We start from the raw sequence: 25,177 nt of genomic DNA, 5'->3' as shown, positions 1-25,177 counted from the left end.
ACACGTCACGACCCGCGTCGTCCGTGGAGGCGACATGCCCGCTGCGCTGCTTCAACTCGGATCGATCGTCGCGGGCGTGGTCGGGTCGGTCGCGCTGCTCGGCTGGATCGCCAGGGTGGTCTTCGGGTCGGCGCAGGTGCCGGCGCCGCTCCGCCGCCGGAGCCCGGCGCCGGTGGAACCGCCGCACCGGCCGCTCGAGGTCGTCGCCACCGACCTGCGCCGGGTGTCCCGCCAGGTCGCCCGGGTCCCGGCCGGGGTGCCCATGGCCCGGCGGCGCGGGATCCTCGCCGCCTACGACGACCTCCTCGCCGAGGCCGCGGAGCTGCTCGAGGTCCCGACCACGCTGCTCGGCACGCCGCCGGGCACCGCGCGCGACGCCGAGCGGCTGCGGGTCGAGACCGCGCTGGCCAGGGCCGGCCTGGTGGTGCGCTGAGCGCGCCGGCGCCGCTGCGGCTGTTCGTCGCGGTGGCACCGCCCGCGCCGGCCCGCGACTCCCTCGCGGCGGCCGTCGCGCCGCTGCGCGAGGCCCCCGGCGCGCCCCGCTGGGGGGACCCCGCGCGCTGGCACCTCACGCTGCTGTTCCTCGGCTCCGTCTCGCCGGCGCTGCTGGAGCCGCTCACCGCCGCGGTGGGGTCCGCTGTCGCCGGCACGCCGCCGGCGGTGCTGCGGCTGGCCGGCGCCGGCCGGTTCGGGTCCGCCCGGCGGCCGCAGGTGTTCTGGGCGGGGCTGGACGGCGACGTCGCCGTCGTCACCGCCCTGGCCCGGCGACTGGCCCGCGCCGCCCGCGGGCTGGGTCTGCCGGTCGAGGACCGGCCGTTCCGCCCGCACCTCACCCTCGGCCGGTGGCACCCCCGCCGCCCCGCCGACGGCGACCTGCCCGCCCGGCTGGCCGGCTACCGCGGGCCGGAGTGGGCCCTGACGGAGGTGACCCTGGTGCGCAGCACCGCGGGCCGGCACGAGACGCTCAGCAGCTTCACCACGCGTACTCCATCGGAGCGGGCCTGAAGCCGGGGAAGACCTCGTCGAGGCGGTCGAGCTGGGCCTGCTCCAGCCGCACGTCGAGCGCCGCCAGCGACCCGGTGAACTGCTCCATCGTGCGCGGGCCGACGATCGGCGCGGTGACGCCGTCCCGGTGCAGCAGCCAGGCCAGCGCGACGTCGGCGGGGGCCAGCCCCCACTCGCGGCAGGCGTCCTCGTAGGCCTGCAACGCCGGGCGGTGCCGCTCGATGCGCCGCTGCTGGCGGTCCTCCGTGCGGCGGGTGCCCTCCGGCTGCCCGAGCGCGCCGGCGAGCAGGCCGCCGGCCAGCGGGCTCCACGGGATGACGCCGATGCCGTAGTGCCGCGCCGCCGGGAGCACCTCGAGCTCCACGTGCCGGGTGAGCAGGTTGTAGTGCGACTGCTCGCTGACCAGCCCGAGGAAGTGCCGCCGGGCGGCGGCCTCGTTGGCCGCGGCGAGCTGCCAGGCCGCGTGGTTGGACGACCCGACGTAGAGCACCTTGCCCTGGGCGACGAGCGTCTCGCAGGCCTGCCAGATCTCGTCCCACGGCGTCTCGAGGTCGACGTGGTGGAACTGGTAGAGGTCGATCCAGTCCGTCCGCATCCGGCGCAGCGACTCGTCGGCCGAGCGCACCAGGTTGCGCGCGGACAGGAACGTGTCGTTGGGCCACTCGCTCATCGAGCCGTAGACCTTGGTGGCGAGGACGGTGCGCTCGCGGCGGCCGCCGCCCTGCGCGAACCAGGTGCCCAGCACCTCCTCGGTGCGGCCCTTGCCGGCGTCGAAGCCGTAGACGTTGGCCGTGTCGAGGAAGTTGACGCCCTCGTCGTGCGCGCGGTCCATGATCGCGTGGGCGTCGGCCTCCCCGGTCTTCCAGCCGAAGTTCATGGTGCCCAGGCACAGCCGCGAGACCGACAGGCCGCTGCGCCCGAGGTGCGTGTACTCCACGGGGGACCACCCTGGCACCCTGTCCGCCGTGCCGCAGACCGACACCGCGCAGTCCGCCTTCGACCGGGCCACCGCCGTCACCCGCACCGAGGGCGGGGGCGTCCGGGCCGAGCTGGACCCGGGCTGGGACGTCGGCAGCGGGGTCCTCAACGGCGGCTACCTGCTCGCCGTCGTGGCGCGGGCGGCGCTGCTGGACAGCCCGCACCCGCACCCGGTGGCGCTGTCGGCGAGCTACCTGCGCGCCACCCCGGGCGGGCCGGCCGACCTCGCGGTCACCGCCGGGCCGGCCGGGCGCACGCTCGCGCACTCCTCGGTGCTGCTCGCCGGCGCGGCCGGGCCCTCCCTCGCCGTCCAGGTGACGACGGCGACCCTGGGCACCGACTCCGTCGCCGACTACACGGTCAACCCCGCGCCGGAGCTCCCGGCACCCGACGGGTGCGTGGCGACCCGCACCACCGAGGGCGGCCCGGCCGTGGGCCTGGCCCGGCAGCTGGACACCCGGCTGGACCCGGCGACGGCGGGCTGGGTGGCCGGCCGGCCCTCGGACCGCCGGCTGCTGCGCGCCTGGATCCGGCTGGCCGACGGCCGCGAGCCCGACCCGCTGGCGCTGCTGCTGTTCGCCGACGCGCTGCCGCCCACCGCGTTCGCCGTCGGGAAGCCCGGCTGGGCGCCCACCGTGCAGCTGCAGGTGCTGGTGCGTGCGCTCCCGGCGCCGGGCTGGTGCGTCGTCGAGTCCCGGTCCACCGAGGTCACCGGCGGCTGGTCGGACGAGGAGTGCCGGATCTGGGACTCCACCGGCCGGCTGGTCGCCCAGGCCCGGCAGCTGGCCCGCGTCGCGCGCTAGTCCCGCCGGCCGGGCAGGGCGACGTCGCCGGTCAGGTAGCGCTGGACGGTCGGGCCGACCGCCGCGGCCAGGTCCTCCGGCGCCGCCGAGGCCAGCGGCTCCAGCCGCAGCACGTACCGGGTCATCACCAGGCCGATCACCTGGGAGGCGACCAGGGCGCCGCGCGTGTCGCGCTCGGCGACCGGCATGTCCATCGAGCCGATGACCCGGCGGATGACCTTCGCCAGCACGAACTCGCGCAGCAGCCGCGCCGACCACTCGTGGTTCACCGCCGAGCGGACCAGCGCGAGGATCCCCGGCCGGGCGGGCCCGTCCCACACCCGCAGCACCGTGCGGACCACCGCCTCGCCGCGGGCGTCCACCGGCACGGCCAGCACCTCGGGCAGGAAGTCCTCGGGGTCGGCCGGGGCCTCGACGGCGGCGAGGAACAGCGCGTCCTTGGTGCCGAAGTAGTGGTGCACCAGGGCGGGGTCGACGCCCGCGGCCGCGGCGATGGCCCGGATCGAGGCGCCGTCGTACCCGCGCTCGGCGAAGGCGGTGCGGGCCGCAGCCAGCACCGCCTCCCGGGTGTCGGGGTTGCCGGGGCGCCGTCCCGGGCGCCGTGCTGCCGTCAGCTGGTCCTCCTCCGCAGGGTCGCCGCCGCCAGGGCGAGGGCGAGCACCGCCGCGCCGGCCACGATGCCGACGTCCCGCCACATCGTCCCCGTCTCGGCCGCCGACCGCCCGACCTCCTGCAGCGCCTCCACCGCGTAGGTGAGCGGCAGCACGTCGCTGATCGCCTGCAGCCAGCCGGCCATCTGGTCGCGGGCCACCAGCAGGCCGCAGAGGAAGAACTGCGGGAGCACGACGACCGGCATGAACTGCACGGCCTGGAACTCGCTGCGGGCGAAGGCGCTGGCCAGCAGCCCGAGGGCCACCCCCAGGACGGCGTTGGCGACGGCGATGAGCACCACCAGCCAGGGCGACCCGGCGATGTCGAGGTCGTAGAGGGTGGTGGCCACCGTGACCGTGACCAGCGCCTGCACCGCGGCGGCCAGGCCGAAGGCGGCGCCGTAGCCGAGCAGCAGGTCCAGCCGGGACAGCGGGGTGGTGAGCAGCCGCTCGAGGGTGCCGGAGGTCCGCTCCCGCAGCATCGCGATGCTGGTGACCAGGAACATCACCACGAACGGGAAGACGCCGAGCATGGTCAGCCCGACCCGGTCGAAGACGCTCGGCTGACCGGGCAGCGTGGGCACGTCCCGCCAGAGCAGGTACAGCAGCCCGAGCAGCAGGCTGGGCAGCAGCACCATCATCGCGATGGTGCGGTGGTCGTGCCGCAGCTGCCGCAGCACGCGGGTGGTGATCGCGCCGGTGAGCCGGGGGCTCAGGACGGTGGCCGGGGCGCTCACGCCGCCACCTCCTGCTGCCGGGACCGCACGAGGCGGAGGAAGGACTCCTCGAGGTCGTCGGTGCCGGTCTCGGCGCGCAGCCGCGCGGGCGTGGAGTCGGCCAGCAGCCGGCCCTCCCGGAGGAGCAGCAGCCGGTCGCAGCGCCCGGCCTCGTCCATGACGTGGCTGGAGACGACGAGGGTGGTGCCGGCCGCGGCCAGCGCGTGGAACCGGTCCCACAGCTCCACCCGCAGCACCGGGTCCAGGCCGACGGTCGGCTCGTCGAGGACCAGCAGCTCCGGCTCGCCCACCAGCGCGCAGGCCAGGGAAACCCGGCCCTGCTGGCCGCCGGACAGGTCGCGCACCAGCTGCCCGGCCGCGTCGGCCAGCCCGACACCGGCCAGCGCCTCGTCGGCCGCCCGGGCGCCCCGGCCGTACAGGGCGGCGAAGTGGCGGGCGTTCTCCCGCACGGTCAGGTCGGCGTAGACGCTCGGCGCCTGGGTGACGTACCCGACCCGCCGGCGCAGCGCGGGGGAGCCGGCGGGCTCGCCGAGCACGGTCACCGTGCCCGAGCGGACCTTCTGGACGCCGACCAGTGCGCGCATGAGCGTCGTCTTCCCGCTGCCGCTGGGCCCCAGCAGCCCGGTGACCCGTCCGGCGGGGACCGCGCACGACAGGTCGTGCAGCACCCGGCGGCGCCCGCGGTCGACGACGAGGTCGGTGACTGTGACGGCGTCGGTCATGTCGGCCTCCCGAGTGGCGAGAACTCAACGCCTGATGAACTCAACGCTAGATGAGTTCACCGGACGGCGTCAACGGCCCGGCGCACGAGGAAGGGGTCAGCGGCGGCGGGCGGCGGCGTCGACCAGCGCGATGAGCAGCACCGGGACGGTGCACCACAGCCCGAGCACCCACACGGCGCGCCCCACGCCGTCGCCGTCGAGGTGGGCCAGGCCGCGCAGGGCCCGCACCGCCACGCCGGGCGGCAGGACGGACGCGAGCGGCTCGAGCCGGCCGGGCAGGTACTCGGCGGGGGAGCTGCCGGGCGGTGCTGGTCGCGGCGCCGACGGTCAGCAGCACCGCGGTGGCGACGAACGTGCCCGCGCCGCCGAGCAGGCGCAGGGCCAGCGCGGCCGCGCAGCCGCACGCCAGGGCCAGCAGGCCGACGAGCCCGGCCACCGGCCAGGACGGTGCGGGCACGGCGTCGGAGCCGGGGCCGGCCAGCAGGGCGCCGGCCAGGCCCGCCGCGGTGGCGAAGAGGACGGCGCTGAGCAGCCGCAGCCCCAGCCGCTGCCGCGGGGCGACCTGGTAGCTGGTGATGCCGAACAGGAAGCCCCCGAGCACCACGCCGAACGCGAGGTGGTCGATCGCCCGGCCCCGCTGGTCGCCGGCCGCCAGCGGCGCCAGGTCGGTGACCGTGGGCGGTGCCCCGGTCCGCGCGGACACCGCCGGGACGAGGACCTCGGTCAGGTCCTGCGTCACCGCCTGCCCGTGCGCCCCGGCCACCAGCAGGGCCGGGCCCGGCGGCCCCAGCACCAGGGCTCCGTGGACGTCGCCGGAGGCCACCGCCCGCTCGGCGGCCCCGGGATCGCGCAGGCCGACGAACCGGACGGCGCCCGGCCGCGCCTCGTCCACCGCCTGCCGGACGGCGTCCACCTCGGCGGCCGGGCCGGTGACGCCGACGGGCAGGTCGTGCGGCGCCGCGGTGGGGAAGGCGGCCAGGTGGACCACGACCAGCAGGGTGCCGACGGCGACGGCCACCGCGACCGGCAGGACGATGCCGCGCAGGCCGGCGCGCGCCGGGGACCCGTCCGAGCGCTCCTCCTCGGCCGCCTGGTCGGCCGGGCCCGGGGGAGGGGCGAGGCCCGCGGGCGCTCAGCGCCCGCCCAGCGCGGTGCCGAGCAGGTGCCCGCTGGTCCAGGCGCTCTCCACCTTCGACGGCGCCCGCCACCCGTCGCCGCACACGCCGACGCCCGCGGCCAGCCCGAACGGCTCCTCCCGCGGGACGGCCGGTTTGGCGAAGGTCCAGCGGTGCACGTGCGTCCAGGCCGGCGCGGGCCCGATGCCCAGGGCGCGGCACACGGCGGCGGTGACCTCCGGCGCCGCCCGGCCGGGGTCGTCGAGGTGCGCGGCGGCGGTGCCCGGCGTCGTGTGCGCCACCAGCACCGGGGCGCCGTCGCCGCGCCGGTCGCCGTCGTCGGCGATCCACTCGACCACCGGGTCGTCGTGCACGAAGGCGCCGTGCAGGTCGGCCGGCCAGTGGCGCTCGTCCCAGCCCAGCGCCACGGCCAGGCTCGGCCGCCAGGGCCGCGCGTCCTCCTCGTCGAGCAGCCGGGCGGCCAGGTCCGGCGGCAGCAGGCGGCGGGCCTGCGGGTCGGGCAGCGCCAGGACGGCGGCGGGCGCCTCGGCGCCGTCGACCCGGGCGCCGGGCCCCACCCGCTCCACCGCGGACCCCTGGACGACGTCGAGGCCGGCGGCGAGGTCCGCGACCAGCGAGCGCAGCCCGCCGGGCGCGGCGTAGCGCACCGGGCCGCTGCTGCTGTCGCGGATCCCGTCCGGCCCGGCGACGGCGAAGGTGTCGGTCCACGGCCGGGCCAGCCCGCGGGCCACCCAGTCCCCGACCACGGCGGCGAACGGCGTCCCGGCCGAGGCGGTCAGGTAGGAGGCGCCGAGGTCGGTGACCCGGCCGGCCAGCGTCCGGGACGCCATGCGGCCCCCGGGACGGCGGCCGCGGTCGCGGACCCGCACCGGCACGCCCGCGTCCGCGAGCGCGCGGGCGCAGGCGACGCCGGCGATCCCGGCTCCGACGACGACGATCTCGTTGGGCACCACTGGATCCTGCGGGCAGCGCGCCCGGACCGCTCGGGGAGGATCGGGGCGTGAGCGTGCTGATCACCGACGTCGCCGACGAGCGGGTGGCCGACTTCCGCGACCTGCACGCCGGCGACCGGCCCGCCGGGCGGGTGCGGGGGACCGGCCCGGTGATCGTCGAGGGCGTCCCGGCGGTGCAGCGGCTGCTGGCCTCGCCGTACCGGGTGCGGGCGGTGCTGGGGGTGCCGGGGCGGCTGGCCGAGCTGGACCTGCCCGAGGGCGTGCCGGCCTACGAGATGGACAAGTGGGCCCTGTCGGAGCTGATCGGCTTCCGGCTGACCCGCGGCGTCCTGGCCTCGGCCGACCGCCGCCCGCCGGCCGACGTCGGCGCGCTGCTGTCCGGGCCGGACCCGGCGGCGCCGCGGCGGCTGGCGGTGCTCGAGGCGCTCAACGACGCCGAGAACCTCGGCTCGATCGCCCGCTCGGCCGTGGCGCTCGGCGTCGACGGGCTGCTGCTGGACCCGCGCTGCGCCGACCCGCTCTACCGGCGCGCGGTGCGGGTCTCGATGGGCCACGTGCTGGCGCTGCCGTTCGCCGTCCTGCCCGACTGGCCGGCCGGGCTCGAGCGGCTGCACGCGGCCGGCTACCTCACCGTCGCGCTGACGCCGGCCGCCGACGCGGTGGACCTGGACGAGGTGGACCCGCGGGCGCACCCGCGCACCGCGGTGCTGCTCGGCGCGGAGGGGCCCGGGCTCACCCCGGAGGCGCAGGCCGCCGCCCGGGTGCGCGCCCGGATCCCCATGCGCGCCGGCGTCGACTCCCTCGGCGTCGCCGCGGCGGCCGCCGTCGCCTTCGCGACGCTGCGCTAGTTGCGGAGGGACCAGCGGGCCAGGATGGCGCGGGCCTCCTCGGCGCGCGACGGGTCGCACATGACGTCGTACCGGCTCGCGGTGACCTGCGAGACGCTGGTGAAGTCGCGCTGGCCGCGGGTGGCCGCGTAGCCCACGGCGCCGAACAGGGCGCCGAACGCGAGGCCGATGAGCAGGCCCGTCAGCACCGCGCTGAGCCAGCTGGTGCCGTCGGGGGCGAAGATGCCCAGCAGCAGGCCGACGAACAGACCCCACCAGGCGCCGCCCGCGGCACCCGCGCCGATCGCGCGGCCCCAGGTGAGCCGCCCGGTGACCCGCTCCACCATCCGCAGGTCCGACCCGATGATCGTCACGTTCTCGACCGGGAACCTCTCGTCGGAGAGGTGGTCCACCGCGGCCTGCGCCGCCTGGTAGCTGTCGTACGACCCCACCTGGACTCCGCCCAGGGGCATCGACACGGACATCGACATGTTGCGCTCCACTCCCGCACTGGTTCGGTTGTGGACGACGTACCCGCGGCCCCCCGGACGGACACGTCGGTCCGGTGTGGCGAGCCTACTGCTCAGCGGTTGCGGCGGACCCCGAAGACGATGTCCTCCCAGGCGGGCACCCGGGCGCGCGGGTCCTCGTCCTCGCCGTCGGACTCGCCGGTGCGCAGCACGACGGTGTCGTGCTCGGAGACGTCCTCGTCCTCGGCGGGGTCGGTGCGCCGCTCACCCGGGCCGGTGCGCGGCTCGTCGACCGGCGGGACGGACCGCTCGCCGGTGGGGCGCTCGCCGGCCGGCCGCTCGGAGGTGGGCCGCTCGGGGGTGGCGGCGCTGCGGTGCACGGGCAGCGCCGGCCGCTCGGCGGGCACCCCGGGGACCACGCGGACCAGCCGCGTGCCCTCCGCGAAGTCGCGGGTGGGGGCGTCGAGGGGGCTGACCGCGCGGCCGGCGAGGTCGTAGGCCCACTGCGTGGTGCCCTCCTTGGTCCCGGCGCGCCAGGCGGCGGTGACCACCCAGGTGCCGTCCTCGGAGCGGGCGGCGTCCCAGCGGACGGCGTCGAGGTCGGCGCCGAGCAGCCGCAGCCGCTCGGCCATGAACTGCTGCAGCGGCTCGCCGGAGGTGCCCTCCGACAGCCGGACCCGGGCCTGGCGGGCCTGCTCGGCCATGCGGGCGCGCTCCTGCAGCACCGTGTGCGCGAAGCGCATGATCCGCTCCACCCGGGTGCCCGAAGCGGCCGCGACCTGCTCGGGGGTCTCGCCGGCGCGGATGCGGGCCTGGATCACCCGCGGCGACAGGCCGCCGTCGGACTCCATCTGGCCCAGCCGGCGGGTGTCCCCGCGGGCCGCGGCGCGCACCCGGTCGTCGATCGGCAGCTCGAAGCGCTCGCCCTCGTCGCCGTCCCCGCCGTCGAGGGCGAGGACCAGGCTGCGGCCGTCGTCGGACAGGCCCACGAGACGCAGCGAGCGCACGGGACCTCCTCGGACGGACGGCGGGACGACGGGGACCCCTCGTCACAGGGGACCACGCGCGAGGCTATCCGCGGCAGCCGGGTCCGTGCCGGACGTGCCCCGGCGTGGCGGGCCGCGGGGACGCCCGCCCCGACCGTCTTAGACTCGACCCCCATGCTGACCGGTCCCCGGGACGACGCCGGCCTCGTCCGAGACGACGGCGAGCTCAACCCCCGTTTCCTGCCGAGTCCGGTCGACGCGGGGCAGAAGCGCCTGCCCATCGACATGGACTACGTCCAGCGCGTGCTGCTGGAGATGCTCGACATCCCGAGCCCCTCGGGCCGCACCGACCACGTGATGCAGCTGATCGGCGGTGAGCTGCGCAGCCTGGGCGTGGACTTCGAGGTCACCCGCCGCGGCGCGCTGCTGGCCGAGCTGCCCAGCGCCTCGCCCGGCGCCGACCGCGCCGTGGTGGTGCACGCCGACACGATCGGCTGCATGGTCAGCGGGCTCAAGGACAACGGCCGGCTGGCCGTCGTCCCGGTGGGCACGCACAGCGCCCGCTTCGCCGAGGGCGCCCGGGTGATCATCTTCTCCGACGACGTGTCCGGCGACTACCGGCACACCGGGACCATCCTGCCCAACAAGGCCAGCGGGCACCGCTTCGGCGACGAGGTCGACGAGCAGGGCGTGGGCTGGGACCACGTCGAGGTCCGTGTCGACGAGGTGGTGCACAGCCGCGCCGACCTCGAGCGCCTGGGCATCCAGGTCGGCGACTTCGTGGCCATCGACCCGCAGCCGGTGATCACCGCCAGCGGCTTCGTCAACAGCCGCCACCTCGACGACAAGGCCGGCATCGCCGCCGCGCTGGGCGCGTTCAAGGCGATCATCGACTCCGGCATCCAGGTGCCGGTGACCGCGCACCTGCTGGTCACCATCGCCGAGGAGGTGGGCCTGGGGGCCAGCCACGGCCTGGACGCCGACGTCGCCGAGCTCGTCTCCATCGACACCTCGGTGGTCGCGCCCGGGCAGGCGTCGTCCGAGCAGTGCGTGAACATCGCGATGCAGGACTCGACCGGGCCGTTCGACTACCACCTGACCCGGCACCTGATCGACCTGTGCCGGGTGCACGAGGTGCCGCACCGCCGCGACGTCTACAAGTACTACCGCTCCGACGCCGCCTCGGCGCTGGAGGCCGGCGCCAACACCCGCGCCGCGCTCATCGGGTTCGGCATCGACGGCAGCCACGGCAACGAGCGCACCCACCTCGAGGGCATCCGCAGCACCGCCGAGCTGGTCGCGCTCTACCTGCAGACGGACCTGACCTTCCGCAGCTGGGACCGCCGCCCGTCCGGCGACCTGCGGGACTTCCCGAGCACCGCCGTCCAGCCGGCCGACGGCGAGTCGGCCCGCTGAGCCGTCCGGGCCGGGGTCGCGCGACCCTGGTGAGGTGCTGGAACGGCCCTCCTGCAGGGGCCCGCTCCGAGCGTCAGCGAGGGGTGGGCGGCAGGAGGGCCCTTCCTCAGAGCCGTTCGACGACGAAGTCGATGCAGGCGGTCAGCGCGCTGACGTCGTCGGGGTCGACCGCGGGGAACATGCCGACCCGCAGCTGGTTGCGGCCGAGCTTGCGGTAGGGCTCGACGTCGACGACGCCGGTGGCCCGCAGCACCTTCGCCACCTGGGCGGCGTCGACGGACGGGTCGAAGTCCACCGTGCCGACGACGAGGCTGCGCTGCTCCGGGTCGGCGACGAACGGCGTCGTGTAGGCGGTCTTCTCCGCCCACCCGTAGAGCCGGCTGGAGGACTCCCGGCTGCGGGCGACGGCGCCGGAGAGCCCGCCGAGGCCGAGCATCCAGCGGACCTGGTCGGCGAGCAGGAACAGCGTCGCGACGGCGGGGGTGTTGTAGGTCTGGTCCTTGGTGGAGTTGTCGACGGCGATCGACAGGTCCAGGAAACCGGGGATCCACCGCCCCGACGCCTTGATCTCGGCCACCCGCTCCAGCGCCGCCGGGCTCATCAGCGCGATCCAGAGCCCGCCGTCGGAGGCGAAGGACTTCTGCGGCGCGAAGTAGTAGGCGTCGGCCTCGGCGACGTCGACCGGGAGGCCGCCGGCGCCGCTGGTGGCGTCGATCAGCACCAGCGCGTCGTCGTCGGCGCCGTGCGGGCGCACCACCGGCGCCATGACCCCGGTCGAGGTCTCGTTGTGCGCCCACGCGTAGGCGTCGACGCCCTCCTGCGCCGTCGGCAGCGCCAGCGTGCCCGGCTCGCCCCGCGTGACGACCGGCTCCTCGAGGAACGGCGCCTCGGCGACCGCGGAGGCGAACTTCGCGGAGAACTCGCCGTAGGTGCCGTGGGCGCTGCGCCGCCGCACCAGCCCCAGCGCGGCGGCGTCCCAGAACGCCGTGGAGCCCCCGTTGCCCAGCACGACCTCGTAGCCCTCGGGGAGGTCGAACAGCTGGGCCAGCCCCTCGCGGACCTGCCGGACCAGGCCCTTGACGGGGGCCTGGCGGTGCGAGGTGCCCATCAGCGCCGCGCCGTCGGACGCCAGCGCCCGCAGCGCCTCCGGGCGGACCTTCGACGGGCCGCAGCCGAACCGCCCGTCGGCGGGCAGCAGGTCGGCGGGGATGGTGGTGCTCATGCCGGGGGGTGCTCCTCGACGGGGGTTCGGCGGCCCGGGACTACGCCGGGGCGGCCGCGTTGACGGCCTTCACCTGGATGGTGTCGAAGCCCTCGACCTCCTCGGGCTTGCGCGCGGCGGGCCCGACGTAGCGGGCCGACGGGCGCACGAGGCGGCCGGTCTGCTTCTGCTCCAGGATGTGCGCGCACCAGCCGGCGGTGCGGGCACAGGTGAACATCGACGTGAACATGTGGCTCGGGACCTCGGCGAAGTCGAGGACGATCGCCGCCCAGAACTCGACGTTGGTCTCGATCGGCCGGTCCGGGCGCCGCTCGCGCAGCTCCTTGAGCGCGGCGTTCTCCAGGGCCAGCGCGGCCTCGAAGCGCGGGGCGCCGAGCTCCTTCGCGGCCTTGCGCAGCGTGCGGGCGCGGGGGTCCTCGGCCCGGTAGACCCGGTGCCCGAAGCCCATCAGGCGCTCCTTGCGGTCGAGCAGGTCCTTGACGTACTTCTCCGCGTCGCCGGCCTGCTCCACGCCGTCGAGCATGTGCAGCACCCGCGAGGGGGCGCCGCCGTGCAGCGGGCCCGACATCGCGCCGATCGCGCCGGACATCGCGGCCGCGACGTCGGCGCCGGTGGAGGCGATGACGCGGGCGGTGAAGGTGGAGGCGTTCATGCCGTGCTCGGCGGCCGACGTCCAGTAGGCGTCGACGGCCGCGACGTGGCGGGGGTCGGGCTCGCCGCGCCAGCGGACCATGAACCGCTCGACGATGGTCGAGGCCTCGTCGATGCGGCTCTGCGGCACGGCCGGGACGCCGATGCCCCGGGCGGACTGGGCGACGTAGGACAGCGCCATGACCGCGGCGCGGGCCAGCTGGTCGCGGGCCTCCTCGTCGCTGATGTCCAGCAGCGGGCGGTAGCCCCAGAACGGGGCGAGCATCGCCAGCGCGGCCTGGACGTCGACGCGGACGTCGCCGCTGTGCACCGGGATCGGGAACGGCTCGGCCGGGGGCAGGCCGGGGCCGAACTTGCCGTCGACCAGCAGCGCCCAGACGTTGCCGAAGGTGATCTTCCCGACCAGGTCCTCGATGTCGACCCCGCGGTAGCGGAGCGACCCGCCGTCCTTGTCGGGCTCCGCGATCGTCGTCTCGAAGGCGATGACGCCTTCGAGGCCGGGTACGAAGTCGTCGGCCATCTCGCATGCTCCTCTGCGCGCGCGGACCTCGTGCCCGCACGTTCAGCGGCGCACGACTGCACCGCGACACTAGGCCCCGCGGCCGCCTCCGTTCCATCCGGGGCTGCCGCCCAGCGGGAGCCGCCCGGCGCCCGGTCCCCGGCGCGGTGTCAGCATGGCGGGGTGGCCGACCTCTCCCGCATGCGCAGGGACTACGACCGCCCGGGCCTGCGCGAGGAGGACCTCGCGCCCACCTGGGTCGAGCAGTTCGACGCCTGGTTCCGCGACGTCGTCGCCGCCGAGGTCCCCGACCCGAACGCGGTGGTCGTGGCAACGGCCGACGCCGACGGGGCCCCCGACGCGCGGATCGTGCTGCTCAAGGGCTACGACGAGGCCGGCTTCGTCTTCGGCACCAGCTACGCCTCGACCAAGGGCGCGCAGCTGGCCGCCAACCCGCGCGCGGCGCTGGTGTTCCCCTGGCACGCGCTGCAGCGGCAGGTCCGGGTGACCGGCACCGTCGAGCGCGTCGGCGAGGCCGCCTCCGACGACCTGTGGGACCCCCGCCCGCGCGAGGCGCAACTGGCCGCCGTCGCCTCGGTCCAGTCCACCGTCGTCGACTCCCGGGAGGAGCTGGAGGCGCGGGTGCGGCTGCTCGACGAGGAGACGACGACGGAGAAGGTGCCGCGACCGCCGGCCTGGGGCGGCTACCGCGTGGTGCCGCGGACCGTCGAGTTCTGGCAGGGCGGCCCCGGCCGACTGCACGACCGGCTGCGCTTCGTCCGCGACGACGAGGAGGGGGGCGGCTGGGTGCTCCAGCGGCTCGCCCCGTGACGGAGGACCCCGCTGCCCCCCGCCCATCGCACGCTCGGCGCGGGTCCCTGCGGCAGGGCCGTTCCAGTACGTCACCTCCCGGCGACCAGCTGCCCGTCGACCCGGTCGAGCCGGGGAAGGTGGCGGAGCCCGCGCCCGTGCCGCGCCGCCGCGGCTGGGCGCTGGACACCAGCCCGCTGCGCAACCCCGGCTACCGGCGGCTGTTCTGGGGGCTGACCTCGACGATGGTCGGCCAGCAGATGACGCTGGTCGCCGTCCCGGTGCAGGTCTACGCGATCACCCGCGACTCGCTGCTGGTCGGCGTCACGTCGATGGTGTCGCTGGTGCCGCTGGTGGTCTTCGGCCTGCTCGGCGGCGCGATCGCCGACGCGATGGACCGGCGGAAGCTGATGCTCGTCACCGGCGTCGGCTCGGCGGTGACCAGCGCGCTGCTGGCCCTGCAGGCGCTGCTGCCCGGCGGTGGGAACATCTGGCTGCTGTGGGTCCTCGTGGCCGCGGTCTCCGGCTTCACCGCGGTCAACCAGCCGGCCCGCAGCGCGGTGATCCCCGCGCTGGTCGGGCCGGAGGGCGTGGCGGCGGCGAACGCGCTGGCGATGACCGTGCGGCAGGTCGGCGTCATCGTCGGCCCGCTGGTCGCCGGGCTGCTCATCGCCCTGGGCGACCTGTTCGTCGCCTACGCCGTCGACGCCGCCACGCTGCTCGTGGCCGTCGTCCTGGTGCGCGGCCTGCCGCCGCTGCCGCCGGGCGGGAACACCGGGCCGCTGCGGCTGGGCGCCGCCGTCCGCGGGGTGGGCGAGGGCTTCGCCTTCCTGCGCACCCAGCCGGTGCTGCTCATGACGTTCGTCGTCGACGTGATCGCGATGCTGTTCGCCTGGCCGCAGGCGGTCTTCCCCGAGCTCGCCGCCGACCGCTACGCCGGGTCGGCCAACGCCTACGGGTGGCTGTTCGCCGGCATCTCGATCGGCGCCCTGCTCATGGGCCTGACCTCGGGCTGGGTGTCGCGGGTCGACCGGCAGGGCGCGGTGGTGCTGGCCGCGATCGTCGTGTGGGGCGTCGCGATCATCGGGTTCGGGCTCGCGCAGCCGCTGTGGCTGGCGGTGTTCTTCCTCGCCGTCGCCGGGGCCGGGGACATGGTCAGCGCGGTGCTGCGCTCGTCGATGCTGCAGACCGCCGCGCCCGACGAGATGCGCGGGCGGATGCAGGGCGTGTTCATCGTCGTCGTGGCCGGCGGGCCGCGGCTGGGCGACCTGCGGGCCGGCGCGGTGGCCAGCGCGGCGGGCGTCGGCGTCGCCATGGTCTCCGGCGGCGTCATCGTCGTCGTCGCGATGGTGGTGGTCGCGCTGCTGGTGCCCTCGTTCCGGCTGTTCCGCGCCTCGCGGACGGCGCCCTAGGGGGGCGCCCCCCGCGAGGACGAGCGGGTCGGCTGCCGGGCCGGCCCGGGACGGTCAACTCGTGAGCTGGCGCGTGAGAGCGGCATCGTCGCGCACGGCCCAGTGCTCGACGGCCCTGCCGCCCGTGAAGCGGACCATGTGCACCTGCCGGTGGGAGAAGGCGCGTCCCGTGGCCGGCAGGCCGAAGAAGTCACCGGTGTGCCGCCCGGAGTGTGTGCAGTAGAGGACGACCGTGTCGCCCTCCGTGACCGTGCGGTGGACGGTCCACCTCTGGTCGGAGAACGCGCGGGCCAGCGCGTGCATCGGGTAGGCGATGCTGCCGAGCCCGGGCGGCGTCCCCTCGGGCGCGTCGTGGTTGACGACCGCGGGGCTGACGGCCTCGGCGAGCGCGGCCTCGTCGTCGGCCGGGAAGACCTCCTTGAGAACCCGGCGGGCGATCGCCGTGATGTCCGGGGTGGCGGTGGCGGTCATGGCTCCTCCCCTCTGCGGGGTGACCGCCGGGGCGGGGGGCACCCCGTATTGATGCCAGTATCGTTCTCGCCAATGTCGGACGACGCAAGGCCCCGGCGGCGTTATGACGCGCCTCGACGGCGTGAGCGCGCGGCGCTCACGCGCCGGCGGATCGTCGAGGCGGCAGCGCACCTGTTCCTGGACCGCGGCTACGTGGGGACGACGATCCCGGCCGTCGCCGAGGAGGCAGGGGTCGCCGTCGAGACGGTGTACCGCTCCGCCGGTGGCAAGGCCGAGCTGCTGGCGGCGGCGGTGCAGGCGGCGCTCGCAGGTGGGGCCGCCCGGGCCGAGATGCCGGTCGACGAACGTCCGGGCATCCGCAGGGTCATCGAGGAGGTCGACCCCCGCAAGCAGCTCCGGGCCTATGCCGCGACCCAGCCGGGCGTCTGGGGGCGGACCGGACCGCTGCTTAGCGTTCTCGAGTCCGCCGCCGGGCACGATCCCGCACTCGTGTCACTGCGGGAGCGGCTGGCGCAGCAGCGGCTCGAGGGGATGCGCCGGTTCGCCGGGCTGCTGTACGAGCGAGGCGCGCTACGGGCCGGGGTCTCGCCCTACCGGGCGGCGGACCTGCTGTGGACGATCTGCGCGCAGGCGAACCACGACAGCCTCGTCGTCGACCGGGGTTGGAGCGAGGAGGAGTACGAGACCTGGCTCGGCGACACCCTGATCGGTGCGCTGCTGGAGGAGCCCCCAGCTCCCGGCGGGTGAGCGCCAGGATCGTGCCAGCAGTCAGGTGGTCACCCCTCGGTCCAGGACTCTGCCGGGGGATGCCCCGCTGGACCCAGGGTCGTCGCGCTCTACGCCAGGGCGCCGGCGACGACGCGGAGGTCCGCGACCAGCGCGTCGAAGGCCGCGGCACGGGCCTCGTCCGGCGTCCGCAGGATCGCCGAGGGGTGCGCGGTCGCGAGCATCCAGGTCTGGGCGGGGGCGTCCTCCTCCGGCTCGTCGTCGCCGGCCTCGGCGCGCGCGACGCCCGGCGGCGTCCACGGCATGAGCCTCCCGCGCTCCTTGGTGATCCGGAACGACGGCGAGATGAGCGCCTTGGCCGCCGTCGCGCCCAGGCAGACGACGACCTCGGGCTTGAGCACCTCGAACTCCGCCTCCAGCCACGGCCGGCAGGCGCGGAGGTGCTCGGCGCCCGGCGACTGGTGGATCCGCCGCTTGGGCGTCGGCGTGAAGCGGAAGTGCTTGACCGCGTTGGTGACGTAGGCGTCCTTGCGCTCGATCCCTGCCTCGGCCAGCGCCCGGTCCAGCAGCCGGCCGGCCGGGCCGACGAACGGCTCGCCCCTGCGGTCCTCCTGGTCGCCGGGCTGCTCGCCGACGAACACGATCCGGGCGGTCTCCGGGCCCTCCCCGAAGACGGTCTGGGTCGCCGGCTCCCACAGCTCGCAGGCCCGGCAGCCGGCCGCCGCCTGGCGCAGCCCGTCCAGCCCGACGCCCGACGGTGGGCTGGCGGGGACGTTCTCCTGGCTCATGCCCCGATGACACCCCAGGTCAGCGCGGTCCGCGAGGCGGGCGGATAGCGTCGGCGCGCACGGGGATCTTGGAGCGGAGGAACGGTGCTCGAGTTCGACGGGCTCCACAAGAGCTACGGCGACAACCGCGTGCTGGAGGGCGTCGGCTTCACCGTCGCCCCCGGCTCGATGTTCGGCTTCTGCGGGTCCAACGGGGCCGGGAAGACGACGACCATGCGCATCGCCATGGGCCTGGCCCGGGCCGACGCGGGCGAGGTGCGCTGGCGCGGCCGGCCGCTGGACGAGGAGACCCGGCGGCGGATCGGCTACATGCCGGAGGAGCGCGGGCTCTACCCGAAGATGCGGGTCGGCGAGCAGCTGACCTACTTCGCCCGGCTGCACGGCATGGACGCCGCCGCCGCGGCCCGCGCCGCGGACGAGTGGTCCGGGCGGCTGGGCCTGGGCGGGCGCCGCGGCGACCCCGTCGAGAAGCTGTCGCTGGGCAACCAGCAGCGGGTGCAGCTGGCCGCCGCGCTGGTCAGCCGGCCCGAGGTGCTGATCCTCGACGAGCCCTTCAGCGGCCTGGACCCGGTCGGCGTCGACGCGCTGGCCGAGGCGCTGGCCGAGCAGTGCCGCGCCGGGGTGCCGGTCGTGTTCTCCAGCCACCAGCTCGACCTGGTCGAGCGGCTGTGCGACTCGGTGGGCATCCTCGCCCGCGGCCGCATGGTCGCCACCGGCACCGTCGAGGAGCTGCGCCGCCGCGGGGCCGGCCGGCTGCTGCGGGTCGTCGTCCCCGACGCCGCACCCGGCTGGGCCGCCGCCGTGCCCGGCGTCCGGGTCGTCTCCGAGCAGGCCGGCGACACGCTGCTGGAGCTGGCCGCGGACGCCGACGACCAGCAGGTCCTCGCCGCCGCGCTGCGCACCGGCCGGGTCACCCACTTCGCCCGGCGCGAGGCCACGCTGGTCGAGCTGTTCCGCGAGGCCGTCGCCGACCCGGCGCAGCAGGGCGCGCAGCCCGGGGAGGTGGCCGCGTGACCGCCCCGCTGTCCAGCGGGCGGCTGGTCCGCCTGGTCGCCGCCCGCGAGGTCTCCACCCGCATCCGCGACAAGGCGTTCATCGCCAGCTCGGCGCTGATGATCGTGCTGATCCTCGGCCTGCTGGTCTTCCAGGTCGTCGTCGACTCCGGGGAGGACACCAGCCGCGTCGGCGTCGTCGGCGACCCCGGGCAGGTGGGCCGGGCCCTCGAGGCGCAGGGCGACGCGCTCGGCGTCGACGTCGAGGTGGTCCGGTTCGACACCGACGACGCCGCCCGCGCCGCCGTGGAGGACGAGGGCGTCGACGGCGCTCTGGGCGGCGCGGCCGCCGCCCCGGAGCTCGTGGTCCGCGAGCCCGACACGACGCTGGAGGCGGTCGTGTCCGGCGCGGTCGGGGCGGTCGCGCTCACCGACGCGCTCGCCGGGGCCGGCGTCGACCCCGCCGACCTGCCGCGGCTGTCGGTGACCGCCCTCGACGGCGACGGCGACGGGCAGGGCGTCGTGGTCGCGATCGTCGGCGTCGTCGTGCTCTACAGCCTGCTCATCCTCTTCGCCCAGTTCGTCGCGCAGGGCGTCGTCGAGGAGAAGTCCAGCCGGGTGGTCGAGCTGCTGCTGGCCACGATGAAGCCGTGGCACCTGCTGGCCGGGAAGATCCTCGGCCTCGGCGTGCTCGGCCTCGCGCAGATCGCCGTCATCGCCGCGGTCGGGGTCGGCGGGGCGCTCGCCTTCGACGTCGTCGACCTGCCCGGCGAGCTGGTCGGCACGGTGCTGTGGCTGCTGTTCTGGTTCGTCCTCGGCTACGCGTTCTACGCGTCGCTGTTCGCCGTCGCCGCCTCGCTGGTCAGCCGGCAGGAGGACCTCGGCAGCGTGCTCACGCCGGCGACGCTGGTGCTGGTCGCCGGGTTCGTCGTCGCCATCCAGGCGGCCGGTGACCCGGACGGGACGCTGGCCGCGGTGACCTCCTACGTGCCGGGCCTGTCGCCGATGGTCATGCCGGTGCGCCAGGCGGCCGGCGACGTCGCGGGCTGGGAGGTCGGCGTGGCCGTCGTGCTCATGCTCGTGGCGATCGCGCTGGTGGTCCGGCTGGGCGGCCGGGTGTACTCCGGCGCCCTGCTCCGGACCAGCGGGAAGACCAAGCTGCGGGAGGCCCTGCGGGCCGGGCGGACCTGAGCACCGGGCGGGGGGACACCCGCCCGGACGAGCACCGGACACGTTGGGGTGACCTCACCCCTGCGGAGGGCGTGCGCCCAGGTCAGCGCGGCCATCATCGGCGCCATGACCGAGGACCTGGACGCGCGCCTCTGGCGGCTGCAGGCCTCCGAGGACGCCGACGAGCTGATCGAGCTGGGCTGCGACCTCGCCGACGCCGGCCGGCAGACCGACGCCGAGTGGTGCTTCCGCCGCGCGGCGGAGCTCGGCGACGCCACCGGCTACTACGACCTGGGCAACAGCCTCGCCGCGCAGGAGCGCTGGACCGAGGCGGCCGAGGCCTACGAGGTGGCCCTGGCCGGCGGCGAGGACGACGCCTGGCGCAACCTCGGGCTGGTGCTCGAGCAGCTCGGCGACCTCGCGGGGGCCATGGCCGCCTACCGCGGGGCCGCCGACGCGGGCGACACCGAGGGCGGCCTGCAGCTGGCCTTCCTGCTGCGCGAGCAGGGGGAGCGCGACCAGGCCCTGTCCGTCGCCGAGGAGCTGGCCGCGAGCGGCGACGCCGAGGCCGACGCCGTCGCCGCCTGCTGGCAGTGGTGCGCGACCCTCGACCCGGCGCTGGAGGACCGGCTGCGCGCCGGTGCCGCCCACTTCGCCGCCGCCCGCGCCGACCTCGCCGCGCTGCTGCTGCAGACCGGCCGCGCGGAGGAGGCCCGCTCGGTGCTCGAGCGCGGCGCCAAGCTCGGCGAGCAGGTGGCCTGGCTGCCGCTGGGCAACCTGTACCGCGAGCTGCTCGCCGACGACGAGGCCGCCGAGGAGGCCTACCGCGCCGGGATCCAGGCCGGCGACGCGTACTGCCACCACAACCTCGGCGTGCTGCTGGCCGACCGCGGCGACCTGCCCGGCGCCGCGGAGGAGTTCGAGCGGGGCGCCGCCGCCGGCGACCAGCTCGCCGCCGCCGCGCTCGCGCTCCTCCAGGGCAGCTAGTCGGTCCGTGCACTTCCGCGGAGATGCACCGTGCGGTTCCGCGGAAGTGCACGGACCTCACACCTGCCGCAGGCCGGCGACAGGGCCGCGGTAGGGGTTGGCCGCCGCGCCGGTGACCCCGGGCCGCACGGTGAACAGCCGCCCCGCCCCGTCGCCGTCGCCGTGCGCGGTGCTGATCACCAGCAGGCCGCGGTCCGGCCCGGCGAAGGCGCAGCTGGAGGTGTTGGCCACCGGCACCTCGACGACGGCGAGCAGCTCGCCCTCCGGTGACCAGCGGCGCACCTGCCCGCCGCCCCACATCGCCGTCCAGAGGCAGCCCTCGTCGTCGACGGTGAGGCCGTCGGCCACGCCGTCGGGGCCGCCGGTCTCCAGCAGCACCCGCCCGCGGCTCCACGCGCCGGAGGACGGGTCGTGGTCGAAGGCGTGCACCAGGCCGGGGCCGGAGTCGGCGAGGTAGACGGTGCGGTCGTCGGGCGACCAGCCCAGCCCGTTGGAGACGGTCAGCCCGTCGCGGACGGTGGTCACCGTGCCGTCGGTGTCCAGCCGGTAGAGGGCGCCGGCGCCGGGGCGCTCGTCGAAGGCCATCGTCCCGGCGTAGAACCGGCCGGCGCGGTCGCACTTCCCGTCGTTCATGCGGGTGCCGCCGTCGTCCTCGCGGCCGCCCTCGCCGGCCAGCTCCAGCAGCACCCGCGCGGTGCCGTCGTCGGCGAGGTGGGTGAACCCGGCGCCGGCGGCGGCCAGCCACCCGCCGCCGGCGGCCGGGACGACGGCGCCCACGGTGTCGCCGGCGCGCAGCGAGCCGGCGTCGGTGAGCGTGTCGCCGTCGAGGGCGGCCCGGCGGACGACGCCGGCGCCGACGTCCACCCAGAGCAGCTCGGTGCGGGCGTCGTCCCAGGTGGGGCCCTCCCCGTGGTCGGCGGGGGCGGGGGCGGCGGGGGTGGCGCGCAGCGTCAGCACGCGGGGGAGCTTCCCCCGGGACACCTGCCCGTCACATCGGGGGCCGATACTGCCCGCATGTCGGAAGCCACCGTCGACGTCGCCGACCTGCGCCTGCCCGGGCGCGACCCGGAGGGGGACGGCCGGGCCGACGACGCCCCGCTGCGCGAGGACATCCGGCTGCTCGGCCGGGTCCTCGGCGAGGTGATCCGGGAGCAGAGCGGCGACGACGTCCTGGACCTGGTCGAGTCCACGCGCGTGCAGGCCTTCGCGCTCCGCCGCTCCGAGACCGACCGGGCGGAGGTCGCCGCCCGCATGGGCGACCTCGACGTCCGCGCGGCCAACCACGTCATCCGCGCCTTCAGCCACTTCTCGCTGCTGGCCAACCTGGCCGAGGACCTGCACCACGAGCGCCGCCGGCGGCACCACCGCCGGGCCGGGTCGCCGCCGCAGCCGGGCAGCCTCGCGGCCACCTTCGCGCTGCTGGACCGGGCGGACCTGGACCCCGACGTCGTCGCGCGGGAGCTGACCGGCGCGCTGGTGGTCCCGGTGGTCACCGCGCACCCCACCGAGGTGCGCCGCAAGACGATCTCGCAGGTGCAGCAGGAGGTCACCGAGCTCATCCGGGAGCGCGACCGGATGGCGCCGGGCGAGGTCGACGAGGCGGCCTGGTCGGCGCAGCTGGAGCGGGCGGTGCTCACCCTCTGGCAGACGGCGCTGCTGCGGCTGTCCCGGCTGCGGCTGGCCGACGAGATCGACGAGGCGCTGCGCTACTACGACCTCTCGCTGTTCCGGGTGGTGCCCGAGATCAACGCCGACCTGCGCCGCGCGCTGCGGGAGCGCTGGCCGCACGCCGGCCTGCCGACGCAGCCGGTGCTGCAGCCGGGCTCGTGGATCGGCGGCGACCGCGACGGCAACCCGTTCGTCACCGCCGACGCCGTCCGCCGGGCCAGCACCCGGCAGGCCGAGACGGCGCTGGCCCACCACCTCGGCGAGCTGGTGCAGCTGTACCGCGAGCTGTCGATGTCCGACCGGCTGGTCACGCCGACGCCGGAGCTGGCGCACCTGGCCGAGGCCTCCCGCGACGACTCGCCGTTCCGCGCCGACGAGCCCTACCGGCGGGCGCTCAACGGCGTGCACGCCCGGCTGGCCGCCACCGCCAAGCGGGTGCTCGGGCGGGTGCCCGGGGTGCCGCCGATCGCCGAGCTCGACCCCTACGACACCCCCGACGAGCTGCTCGCCGACCTCGCCGTCGTCGACGCCTCGCTGCGCAGCCACGGCGCGGGCGCGCTGGCCGACGACCGGCTGGCCCGGCTGCGCGACGCCGTCGAGGTGTTCGGCTTCCACCTCGCCGGGCTGGACATGCGGCAGAACTCCTCGGTCCACGAGGAGGTCCTCGCCGAGCTGCTGGCGTGGGCCGGCGTGTGCCCCGACTACGCCGCCCTCGACGAGGCCGCCCGGGTGGAGCTGCTGGCCGGGGAGCTGCAGATGCGCCGGCCGCTGGTGCGCCCGGGCGCGCAGCTGTCGGAGCTGGCCCGCGGGGAGCTGGACCTGCTGGAGGCCGCCGCCGGCCAGGTCGCGCTGCTCGGCCCGCGGGCGATCCCGAACTACGTGATCAGCATGTGCGAGTCGGTGAGCGACGTGCTGGAGGTCGCCGTCCTGCTCAAGGAGGTCGGCCTGCTCGACCCCGACGGCGAGGACGGCCCCACCTGCCCGGTCGGCATCTCGCCGCTGTTCGAGACGATCGCCGACCTGCAGGGCGCCGGCGAGACCATGACCGCCGTCCTCGCCCAGCCGGTGTACCGGGCGCTGGTCGCCAACCGCGGCGACGCGCAGGAGGTCATGCTCGGCTACTCCGACAGCAACAAGGACGGCGGCTACCTCGCCGCCAACTGGGCGCTGTACCGGGCCGAGCTGGCGCTGGTCGAGGTGGCGCGGCGCGAGGAGATCCGGCTGCGGCTGTTCCACGGCCGGGGCGGCACCGTCGGCCGCGGCGGCGGCCCGAGCTACGAGGCGATCCGCGCGCAGCCGCCCGGCGCGGTGGCCGGCGCGCTGCGGCTGACCGAGCAGGGCGAGGTCATCGCGGCCAAGTACGGCGAGCCCGACCTCGCCCGCCGCAACCTCGAGGCGCTGGTGGCGGCGACGCTGGAGGCCACGCTGCTCGACGTCGAGGGCCTCGGCGACGGCGCCGAGGATGCCTACGCACTGCTCGACGACCTCGCCGGCCGCGCGCAGGCGGCCTACCGGGCGCTGGTGCACGAGACCCCGGGGTTCGTGGAGTGGTTCCGCGCCGCGACGCCGATCCGCGAGCTGGCCGAGCTGAACATCGGCAGCCGCCCGCCCTCGCGCAAGGCCGGCGACCGGATCGCGGACCTGCGGGCCATCCCGTGGGTGTTCAGCTGGTCCCAGGCGCGGATCATGCTGCCCGGCTGGTACGGCACCGGGTCGGCGCTGGAGTCCTGGATCGGGGACGACCCGGCGCGGCTGGCCCGGCTGCAGGAGCTGCACCGGCGGTGGCCGTTCTTCCGGACGGTGCTGTCGAACATGGGGATGGTGCTGGCCAAGACCGACCTCGACCTCGCCGCCCGCTACGCGGGGCTGGTGCCCGACGAGGAGCTGCGGGCGCGGGTGTTCGACCAGATCACCGCCGAGCACGAGCGCACCTGCCGGGTGCTGCTCGCGGTCACCGGCGACGACCACCTGCTGGCCGACAACCCGTCGCTGGCCCGGTCGATCCGCAACCGGTTCCCCTACCTGGAGCCGCTGCACCACCTGCAGGTGGAGATGCTGCGCCGGCGCCGGACCGGGGACGACGACGAGCTGGTGCGGCGCAACATCCAGCTGACGATCAACGGGATCGCGACGGCGCTGCGGAACTCGGGCTGAGCTCGCGCACCGGCAGGCGGTGGCGGTCCAGCCAGGCGGCCAGCCGGGCGCCGTCCCAGGGGCGGCGGCGCCGGGCGGCGGCCATCGCCAGCCCGCGCGGCAGCTCGGCCAGCGCCAGCGCGATGCCCGCGGCGCCGGGGGCGTCGCCGTCGCGGAGGTGGTCGAGGACCGGGCGTCCCCGCCGGGCGAGGAAGGCCGCCGTCTCCCGGACCGGCCGGGCGGCGTGCTGGGGGAGGAGCACCTGGACGGTGCGGGCGTAGTGCCACTCGCGCAGGAACACCCCGCGTGCGGTGCGGCCGCCCTTGCCGTGCCGGAAGACGGTGTCGGGCACCCGCAGCAGCAGGTGCCCGGCCGCGCGCAGCCGCCGGGAGGCGTCGCGGTCCTCGTTGTAGAAGAAGTACAGCGGGTCGAAGCCGCCGGCAGCCAGGAACTCCGCCCGGCGCACGAGCAGCGCGGTGCCGGCCAGTTCGGCGGCGAGGAACGGCGGGCCGGGCGGGTCGTCGTCCTCACCGGGGCCGTGCACCGCGGGCGCGGCCCAGATCGCCCGCGGCTCGGCGTCGAGGACCGCGGCCAGCCGGCGCAGCATGCCCGGGTCGGGCTCGCCGTCGGAGTTGACCAGCGCGACGTAGCGGCCGGTGCAGGCGTCCAGCGCGAGGTCCATGGCGCGCGCCCAGCCGAGGTTGCGCGGGGAGGACAGCACCCGGGCGTCGGCGTCGGGGTGGCAGTCGCGCAGGAGGGCGCGGGCGGCCGCGGAGGTCGCCGGCGCGGCGGCGTTCTCCACCAGCAGCGCCCGGCCGCGCCATCCGCGTCCCGTCGTCGCCGCCACCGCGGCGTGGTGCCGGGCGAGCATCTCCGGCGCCTCCCGGTGGACGAGGAACACGACGTCGACGTCGTCGAGGGAGGTGCGCGCGGGTGCCGTCACCGTGGCGCCCTACCCCGCGCGC

26 protein-coding genes are annotated in these 25,177 nt (G+C 76.3%); 12 read left to right on the top strand and 14 right to left on the bottom strand.

Going from position 1 to position 25,177, the window contains the following annotated elements; translation table 11 throughout:
- Positions 1-34 precede the first annotated feature (34 nt).
- Both ACI8AR_RS02325 and thpR read left to right on the top strand, forming a co-directional pair.
- Positions 35-433: a hypothetical protein gene (locus ACI8AR_RS02325; protein ID WP_456928088.1), complete on the top strand. Its 399-nt coding sequence runs from the start codon at positions 35-37 to the stop codon at positions 431-433.
- The gene (gene thpR / locus ACI8AR_RS02320; protein WP_457049561.1) at positions 430-1,005 is read left to right on the top strand and encodes an RNA 2',3'-cyclic phosphodiesterase; all 576 of its coding nucleotides are present in this window, start codon (positions 430-432) and stop codon (positions 1,003-1,005) included. Before ACI8AR_RS02325 ends, thpR begins: the two co-directional genes overlap by 4 nt.
- Here the strand turns inward: thpR and ACI8AR_RS02315 are convergent.
- Positions 974-1,942 (bottom strand): aldo/keto reductase, encoded by a 969-nt coding sequence (locus tag ACI8AR_RS02315; protein ID WP_456928089.1) that lies wholly within the window; start codon positions 1,940-1,942, stop codon positions 974-976. The genes thpR and ACI8AR_RS02315 overlap by 32 nt on opposite strands.
- A gap of 28 nt (positions 1,943-1,970) precedes the next feature.
- On the opposite strand from ACI8AR_RS02315, the gene ACI8AR_RS02310 reads away from it, so the two are divergent.
- Positions 1,971-2,786 carry a thioesterase family protein gene (locus ACI8AR_RS02310; protein WP_457049538.1) on the top strand — a complete coding sequence of 272 codons (816 nt, stop codon included), beginning with the start codon at positions 1,971-1,973 and terminating at the stop codon, positions 2,784-2,786.
- Here the strand turns inward: ACI8AR_RS02310 and ACI8AR_RS02305 are convergent.
- The 5 genes from ACI8AR_RS02305 to ACI8AR_RS02285 form a co-directional block, all read right to left on the bottom strand.
- Positions 2,783-3,343 (bottom strand): TetR/AcrR family transcriptional regulator, encoded by a 561-nt coding sequence (locus tag ACI8AR_RS02305; RefSeq protein ID WP_457049537.1) that lies wholly within the window; start codon positions 3,341-3,343, stop codon positions 2,783-2,785. The two genes, ACI8AR_RS02310 and ACI8AR_RS02305, sit on opposite strands and share 4 nt — an antisense overlap.
- 53 nt (positions 3,344-3,396) lie before the next feature.
- Positions 3,397-4,173, bottom strand: coding sequence for an ABC transporter permease (locus ACI8AR_RS02300; RefSeq protein WP_456936811.1), 777 nt, complete (start codon positions 4,171-4,173; stop codon positions 3,397-3,399).
- Positions 4,170-4,895: an ABC transporter ATP-binding protein gene (locus ACI8AR_RS02295; RefSeq protein WP_457049536.1), complete on the bottom strand. Its 726-nt coding sequence runs from the start codon at positions 4,893-4,895 to the stop codon at positions 4,170-4,172. The genes ACI8AR_RS02300 and ACI8AR_RS02295 overlap by 4 nt, the downstream gene beginning before the upstream one ends.
- Before the next feature lie 46 nt (positions 4,896-4,941).
- A complete protein-coding gene (locus ACI8AR_RS02290; protein ID WP_457049535.1) occupies positions 4,942-5,913 on the bottom strand; it encodes a hypothetical protein in 972 nt (323 codons plus the stop codon).
- Between the two features lie 114 nt (positions 5,914-6,027).
- Positions 6,028-6,981, bottom strand: a complete 954-nt coding sequence (locus tag ACI8AR_RS02285) for an NAD(P)/FAD-dependent oxidoreductase (protein WP_457049534.1) — start codon at positions 6,979-6,981, stop codon at positions 6,028-6,030.
- Positions 6,982-7,031: 50 nt separating this feature from the next.
- Here ACI8AR_RS02285 and ACI8AR_RS02280 point away from each other — a divergent pair, with 50 nt between their 5' ends.
- Positions 7,032-7,832, top strand: coding sequence for a TrmH family RNA methyltransferase (locus tag ACI8AR_RS02280; RefSeq protein WP_457049533.1), 801 nt, complete (start codon positions 7,032-7,034; stop codon positions 7,830-7,832).
- On the opposite strand, the gene ACI8AR_RS02275 is transcribed toward ACI8AR_RS02280, so the two are convergent.
- Positions 7,829-8,263 (bottom strand): general stress protein, encoded by a 435-nt coding sequence (locus tag ACI8AR_RS02275; protein WP_457049532.1) that lies wholly within the window; start codon positions 8,261-8,263, stop codon positions 7,829-7,831. The two genes, ACI8AR_RS02280 and ACI8AR_RS02275, sit on opposite strands and share 4 nt — an antisense overlap.
- Positions 8,264-8,394: 131 nt before the next feature.
- On the bottom strand, positions 8,395-9,288 hold the full coding sequence (gene sepH / locus ACI8AR_RS02270) for a septation protein SepH (RefSeq protein WP_457049531.1): 894 nt from the start codon (positions 9,286-9,288) through the stop codon (positions 8,395-8,397).
- 153 nt (positions 9,289-9,441) lie between these two features.
- On the opposite strand from sepH, the gene ACI8AR_RS02265 reads away from it, so the two are divergent.
- Positions 9,442-10,683 (top strand): osmoprotectant NAGGN system M42 family peptidase, encoded by a 1,242-nt coding sequence (locus ACI8AR_RS02265; protein ID WP_457049530.1) that lies wholly within the window; start codon positions 9,442-9,444, stop codon positions 10,681-10,683.
- A 106-nt stretch (positions 10,684-10,789) separates the two neighbouring features.
- On the opposite strand, the gene serC is transcribed toward ACI8AR_RS02265, so the two are convergent.
- Positions 10,790-11,905: a phosphoserine transaminase gene (gene serC / locus ACI8AR_RS02260; RefSeq protein ID WP_457049529.1), complete on the bottom strand. Its 1,116-nt coding sequence runs from the start codon at positions 11,903-11,905 to the stop codon at positions 10,790-10,792.
- Between the two features lie 40 nt (positions 11,906-11,945).
- Positions 11,946-13,076 carry a citrate synthase 2 gene (locus ACI8AR_RS02255; protein ID WP_456936820.1) on the bottom strand — a complete coding sequence of 377 codons (1,131 nt, stop codon included), beginning with the start codon at positions 13,074-13,076 and terminating at the stop codon, positions 11,946-11,948.
- A 162-nt stretch (positions 13,077-13,238) separates the two neighbouring features.
- On the opposite strand from ACI8AR_RS02255, the gene pdxH reads away from it, so the two are divergent.
- Both pdxH and ACI8AR_RS02245 read left to right on the top strand, forming a co-directional pair.
- Positions 13,239-13,886, top strand: coding sequence for a pyridoxamine 5'-phosphate oxidase (gene pdxH, locus ACI8AR_RS02250; RefSeq protein ID WP_457049528.1), 648 nt, complete (start codon positions 13,239-13,241; stop codon positions 13,884-13,886).
- 137 nt (positions 13,887-14,023) lie between these two features.
- Entirely contained in the window at positions 14,024-15,277 is a 1,254-nt protein-coding gene (locus ACI8AR_RS02245; RefSeq protein WP_456936822.1) for an MFS transporter, read from the top strand.
- Positions 15,278-15,331: 54 nt separating this feature from the next.
- Here ACI8AR_RS02245 and ACI8AR_RS02240 read toward each other — a convergent pair whose 3' ends face one another.
- Complete coding sequence (locus ACI8AR_RS02240) at positions 15,332-15,748, bottom strand: ester cyclase (protein WP_457049527.1); 417 nt, start codon at positions 15,746-15,748, stop codon at positions 15,332-15,334.
- A 72-nt stretch (positions 15,749-15,820) separates the two neighbouring features.
- On the opposite strand from ACI8AR_RS02240, the gene ACI8AR_RS02235 reads away from it, so the two are divergent.
- Positions 15,821-16,495, top strand: coding sequence for a TetR/AcrR family transcriptional regulator (locus ACI8AR_RS02235; protein ID WP_457049526.1), 675 nt, complete (start codon positions 15,821-15,823; stop codon positions 16,493-16,495).
- A gap of 89 nt (positions 16,496-16,584) precedes the next feature.
- On the opposite strand, the gene ACI8AR_RS02230 is transcribed toward ACI8AR_RS02235, so the two are convergent.
- A complete protein-coding gene (locus tag ACI8AR_RS02230; RefSeq protein ID WP_457049525.1) occupies positions 16,585-17,262 on the bottom strand; it encodes a UdgX family uracil-DNA binding protein in 678 nt (225 codons plus the stop codon).
- Between the two features lie 84 nt (positions 17,263-17,346).
- Here ACI8AR_RS02230 and ACI8AR_RS02225 point away from each other — a divergent pair, with 84 nt between their 5' ends.
- From ACI8AR_RS02225 to ACI8AR_RS02215, 3 genes are all read left to right on the top strand, one after another.
- Positions 17,347-18,276, top strand: a complete 930-nt coding sequence (locus tag ACI8AR_RS02225) for an ABC transporter ATP-binding protein (protein WP_457049524.1) — start codon at positions 17,347-17,349, stop codon at positions 18,274-18,276.
- Positions 18,273-19,445 carry an ABC transporter permease gene (locus ACI8AR_RS02220; RefSeq protein ID WP_457049523.1) on the top strand — a complete coding sequence of 391 codons (1,173 nt, stop codon included), beginning with the start codon at positions 18,273-18,275 and terminating at the stop codon, positions 19,443-19,445. The genes ACI8AR_RS02225 and ACI8AR_RS02220 overlap by 4 nt, the downstream gene beginning before the upstream one ends.
- Positions 19,446-19,550: 105 nt before the next feature.
- Positions 19,551-20,411, top strand: coding sequence for a tetratricopeptide repeat protein (locus ACI8AR_RS02215; protein WP_457049522.1), 861 nt, complete (start codon positions 19,551-19,553; stop codon positions 20,409-20,411).
- Positions 20,412-20,468: 57 nt separating this feature from the next.
- On the opposite strand, the gene ACI8AR_RS02210 is transcribed toward ACI8AR_RS02215, so the two are convergent.
- The gene (locus ACI8AR_RS02210) at positions 20,469-21,368 is read right to left on the bottom strand and encodes an SMP-30/gluconolactonase/LRE family protein (protein ID WP_457049521.1); all 900 of its coding nucleotides are present in this window, start codon (positions 21,366-21,368) and stop codon (positions 20,469-20,471) included.
- A gap of 57 nt (positions 21,369-21,425) precedes the next feature.
- Here ACI8AR_RS02210 and ppc point away from each other — a divergent pair, with 57 nt between their 5' ends.
- The gene (ppc, locus tag ACI8AR_RS02205; RefSeq protein WP_457049520.1) at positions 21,426-24,233 is read left to right on the top strand and encodes a phosphoenolpyruvate carboxylase; all 2,808 of its coding nucleotides are present in this window, start codon (positions 21,426-21,428) and stop codon (positions 24,231-24,233) included.
- On the opposite strand, the gene ACI8AR_RS02200 is transcribed toward ppc, so the two are convergent.
- Positions 24,196-25,155 carry a glycosyltransferase gene (locus ACI8AR_RS02200; protein WP_457049519.1) on the bottom strand — a complete coding sequence of 320 codons (960 nt, stop codon included), beginning with the start codon at positions 25,153-25,155 and terminating at the stop codon, positions 24,196-24,198. The genes ppc and ACI8AR_RS02200 overlap by 38 nt on opposite strands.
- Positions 25,156-25,177: the final 22 nt, after the last annotated feature.

This window comes from Geodermatophilus sp. SYSU D01036 (genome assembly GCF_054050435.1).
Note: the sequence above shows the minus strand (reverse complement) of the source record. Positions and strands in the feature narration are given on the sequence as shown.

Bases quoted from the DNA above. Each gene is read 5' to 3' on its own strand.
- ACI8AR_RS02230 (WP_457049525.1), bottom strand. From the start codon at position 17,262: ATGAGCCAGGAGAACGTCCCCGCCAGCCCACCGTCGGGCGTCGGGCTG.
- ACI8AR_RS02215 (WP_457049522.1), top strand. From the start codon at position 19,551: ATGACCGAGGACCTGGACGCGCGCCTCTGGCGGCTGCAGGCCTCCGAG.
- ACI8AR_RS02265 (WP_457049530.1), top strand. From the start codon at position 9,442: ATGCTGACCGGTCCCCGGGACGACGCCGGCCTCGTCCGAGACGACGGC.
- ACI8AR_RS02295 (WP_457049536.1), bottom strand. From the start codon at position 4,895: ATGACCGACGCCGTCACAGTCACCGACCTCGTCGTCGACCGCGGGCGC.
- ACI8AR_RS02235 (WP_457049526.1), top strand. From the start codon at position 15,821: ATGTCGGACGACGCAAGGCCCCGGCGGCGTTATGACGCGCCTCGACGG.
- ACI8AR_RS02255 (WP_456936820.1), bottom strand. From the start codon at position 13,076: ATGGCCGACGACTTCGTACCCGGCCTCGAAGGCGTCATCGCCTTCGAG.
- ACI8AR_RS02325 (WP_456928088.1), top strand. From the start codon at position 35: ATGCCCGCTGCGCTGCTTCAACTCGGATCGATCGTCGCGGGCGTGGTC.
- ppc (WP_457049520.1), top strand. From the start codon at position 21,426: ATGTCGGAAGCCACCGTCGACGTCGCCGACCTGCGCCTGCCCGGGCGC.
- ACI8AR_RS02240 (WP_457049527.1), bottom strand. From the start codon at position 15,748: ATGACCGCCACCGCCACCCCGGACATCACGGCGATCGCCCGCCGGGTT.
- serC (WP_457049529.1), bottom strand. From the start codon at position 11,905: ATGAGCACCACCATCCCCGCCGACCTGCTGCCCGCCGACGGGCGGTTC.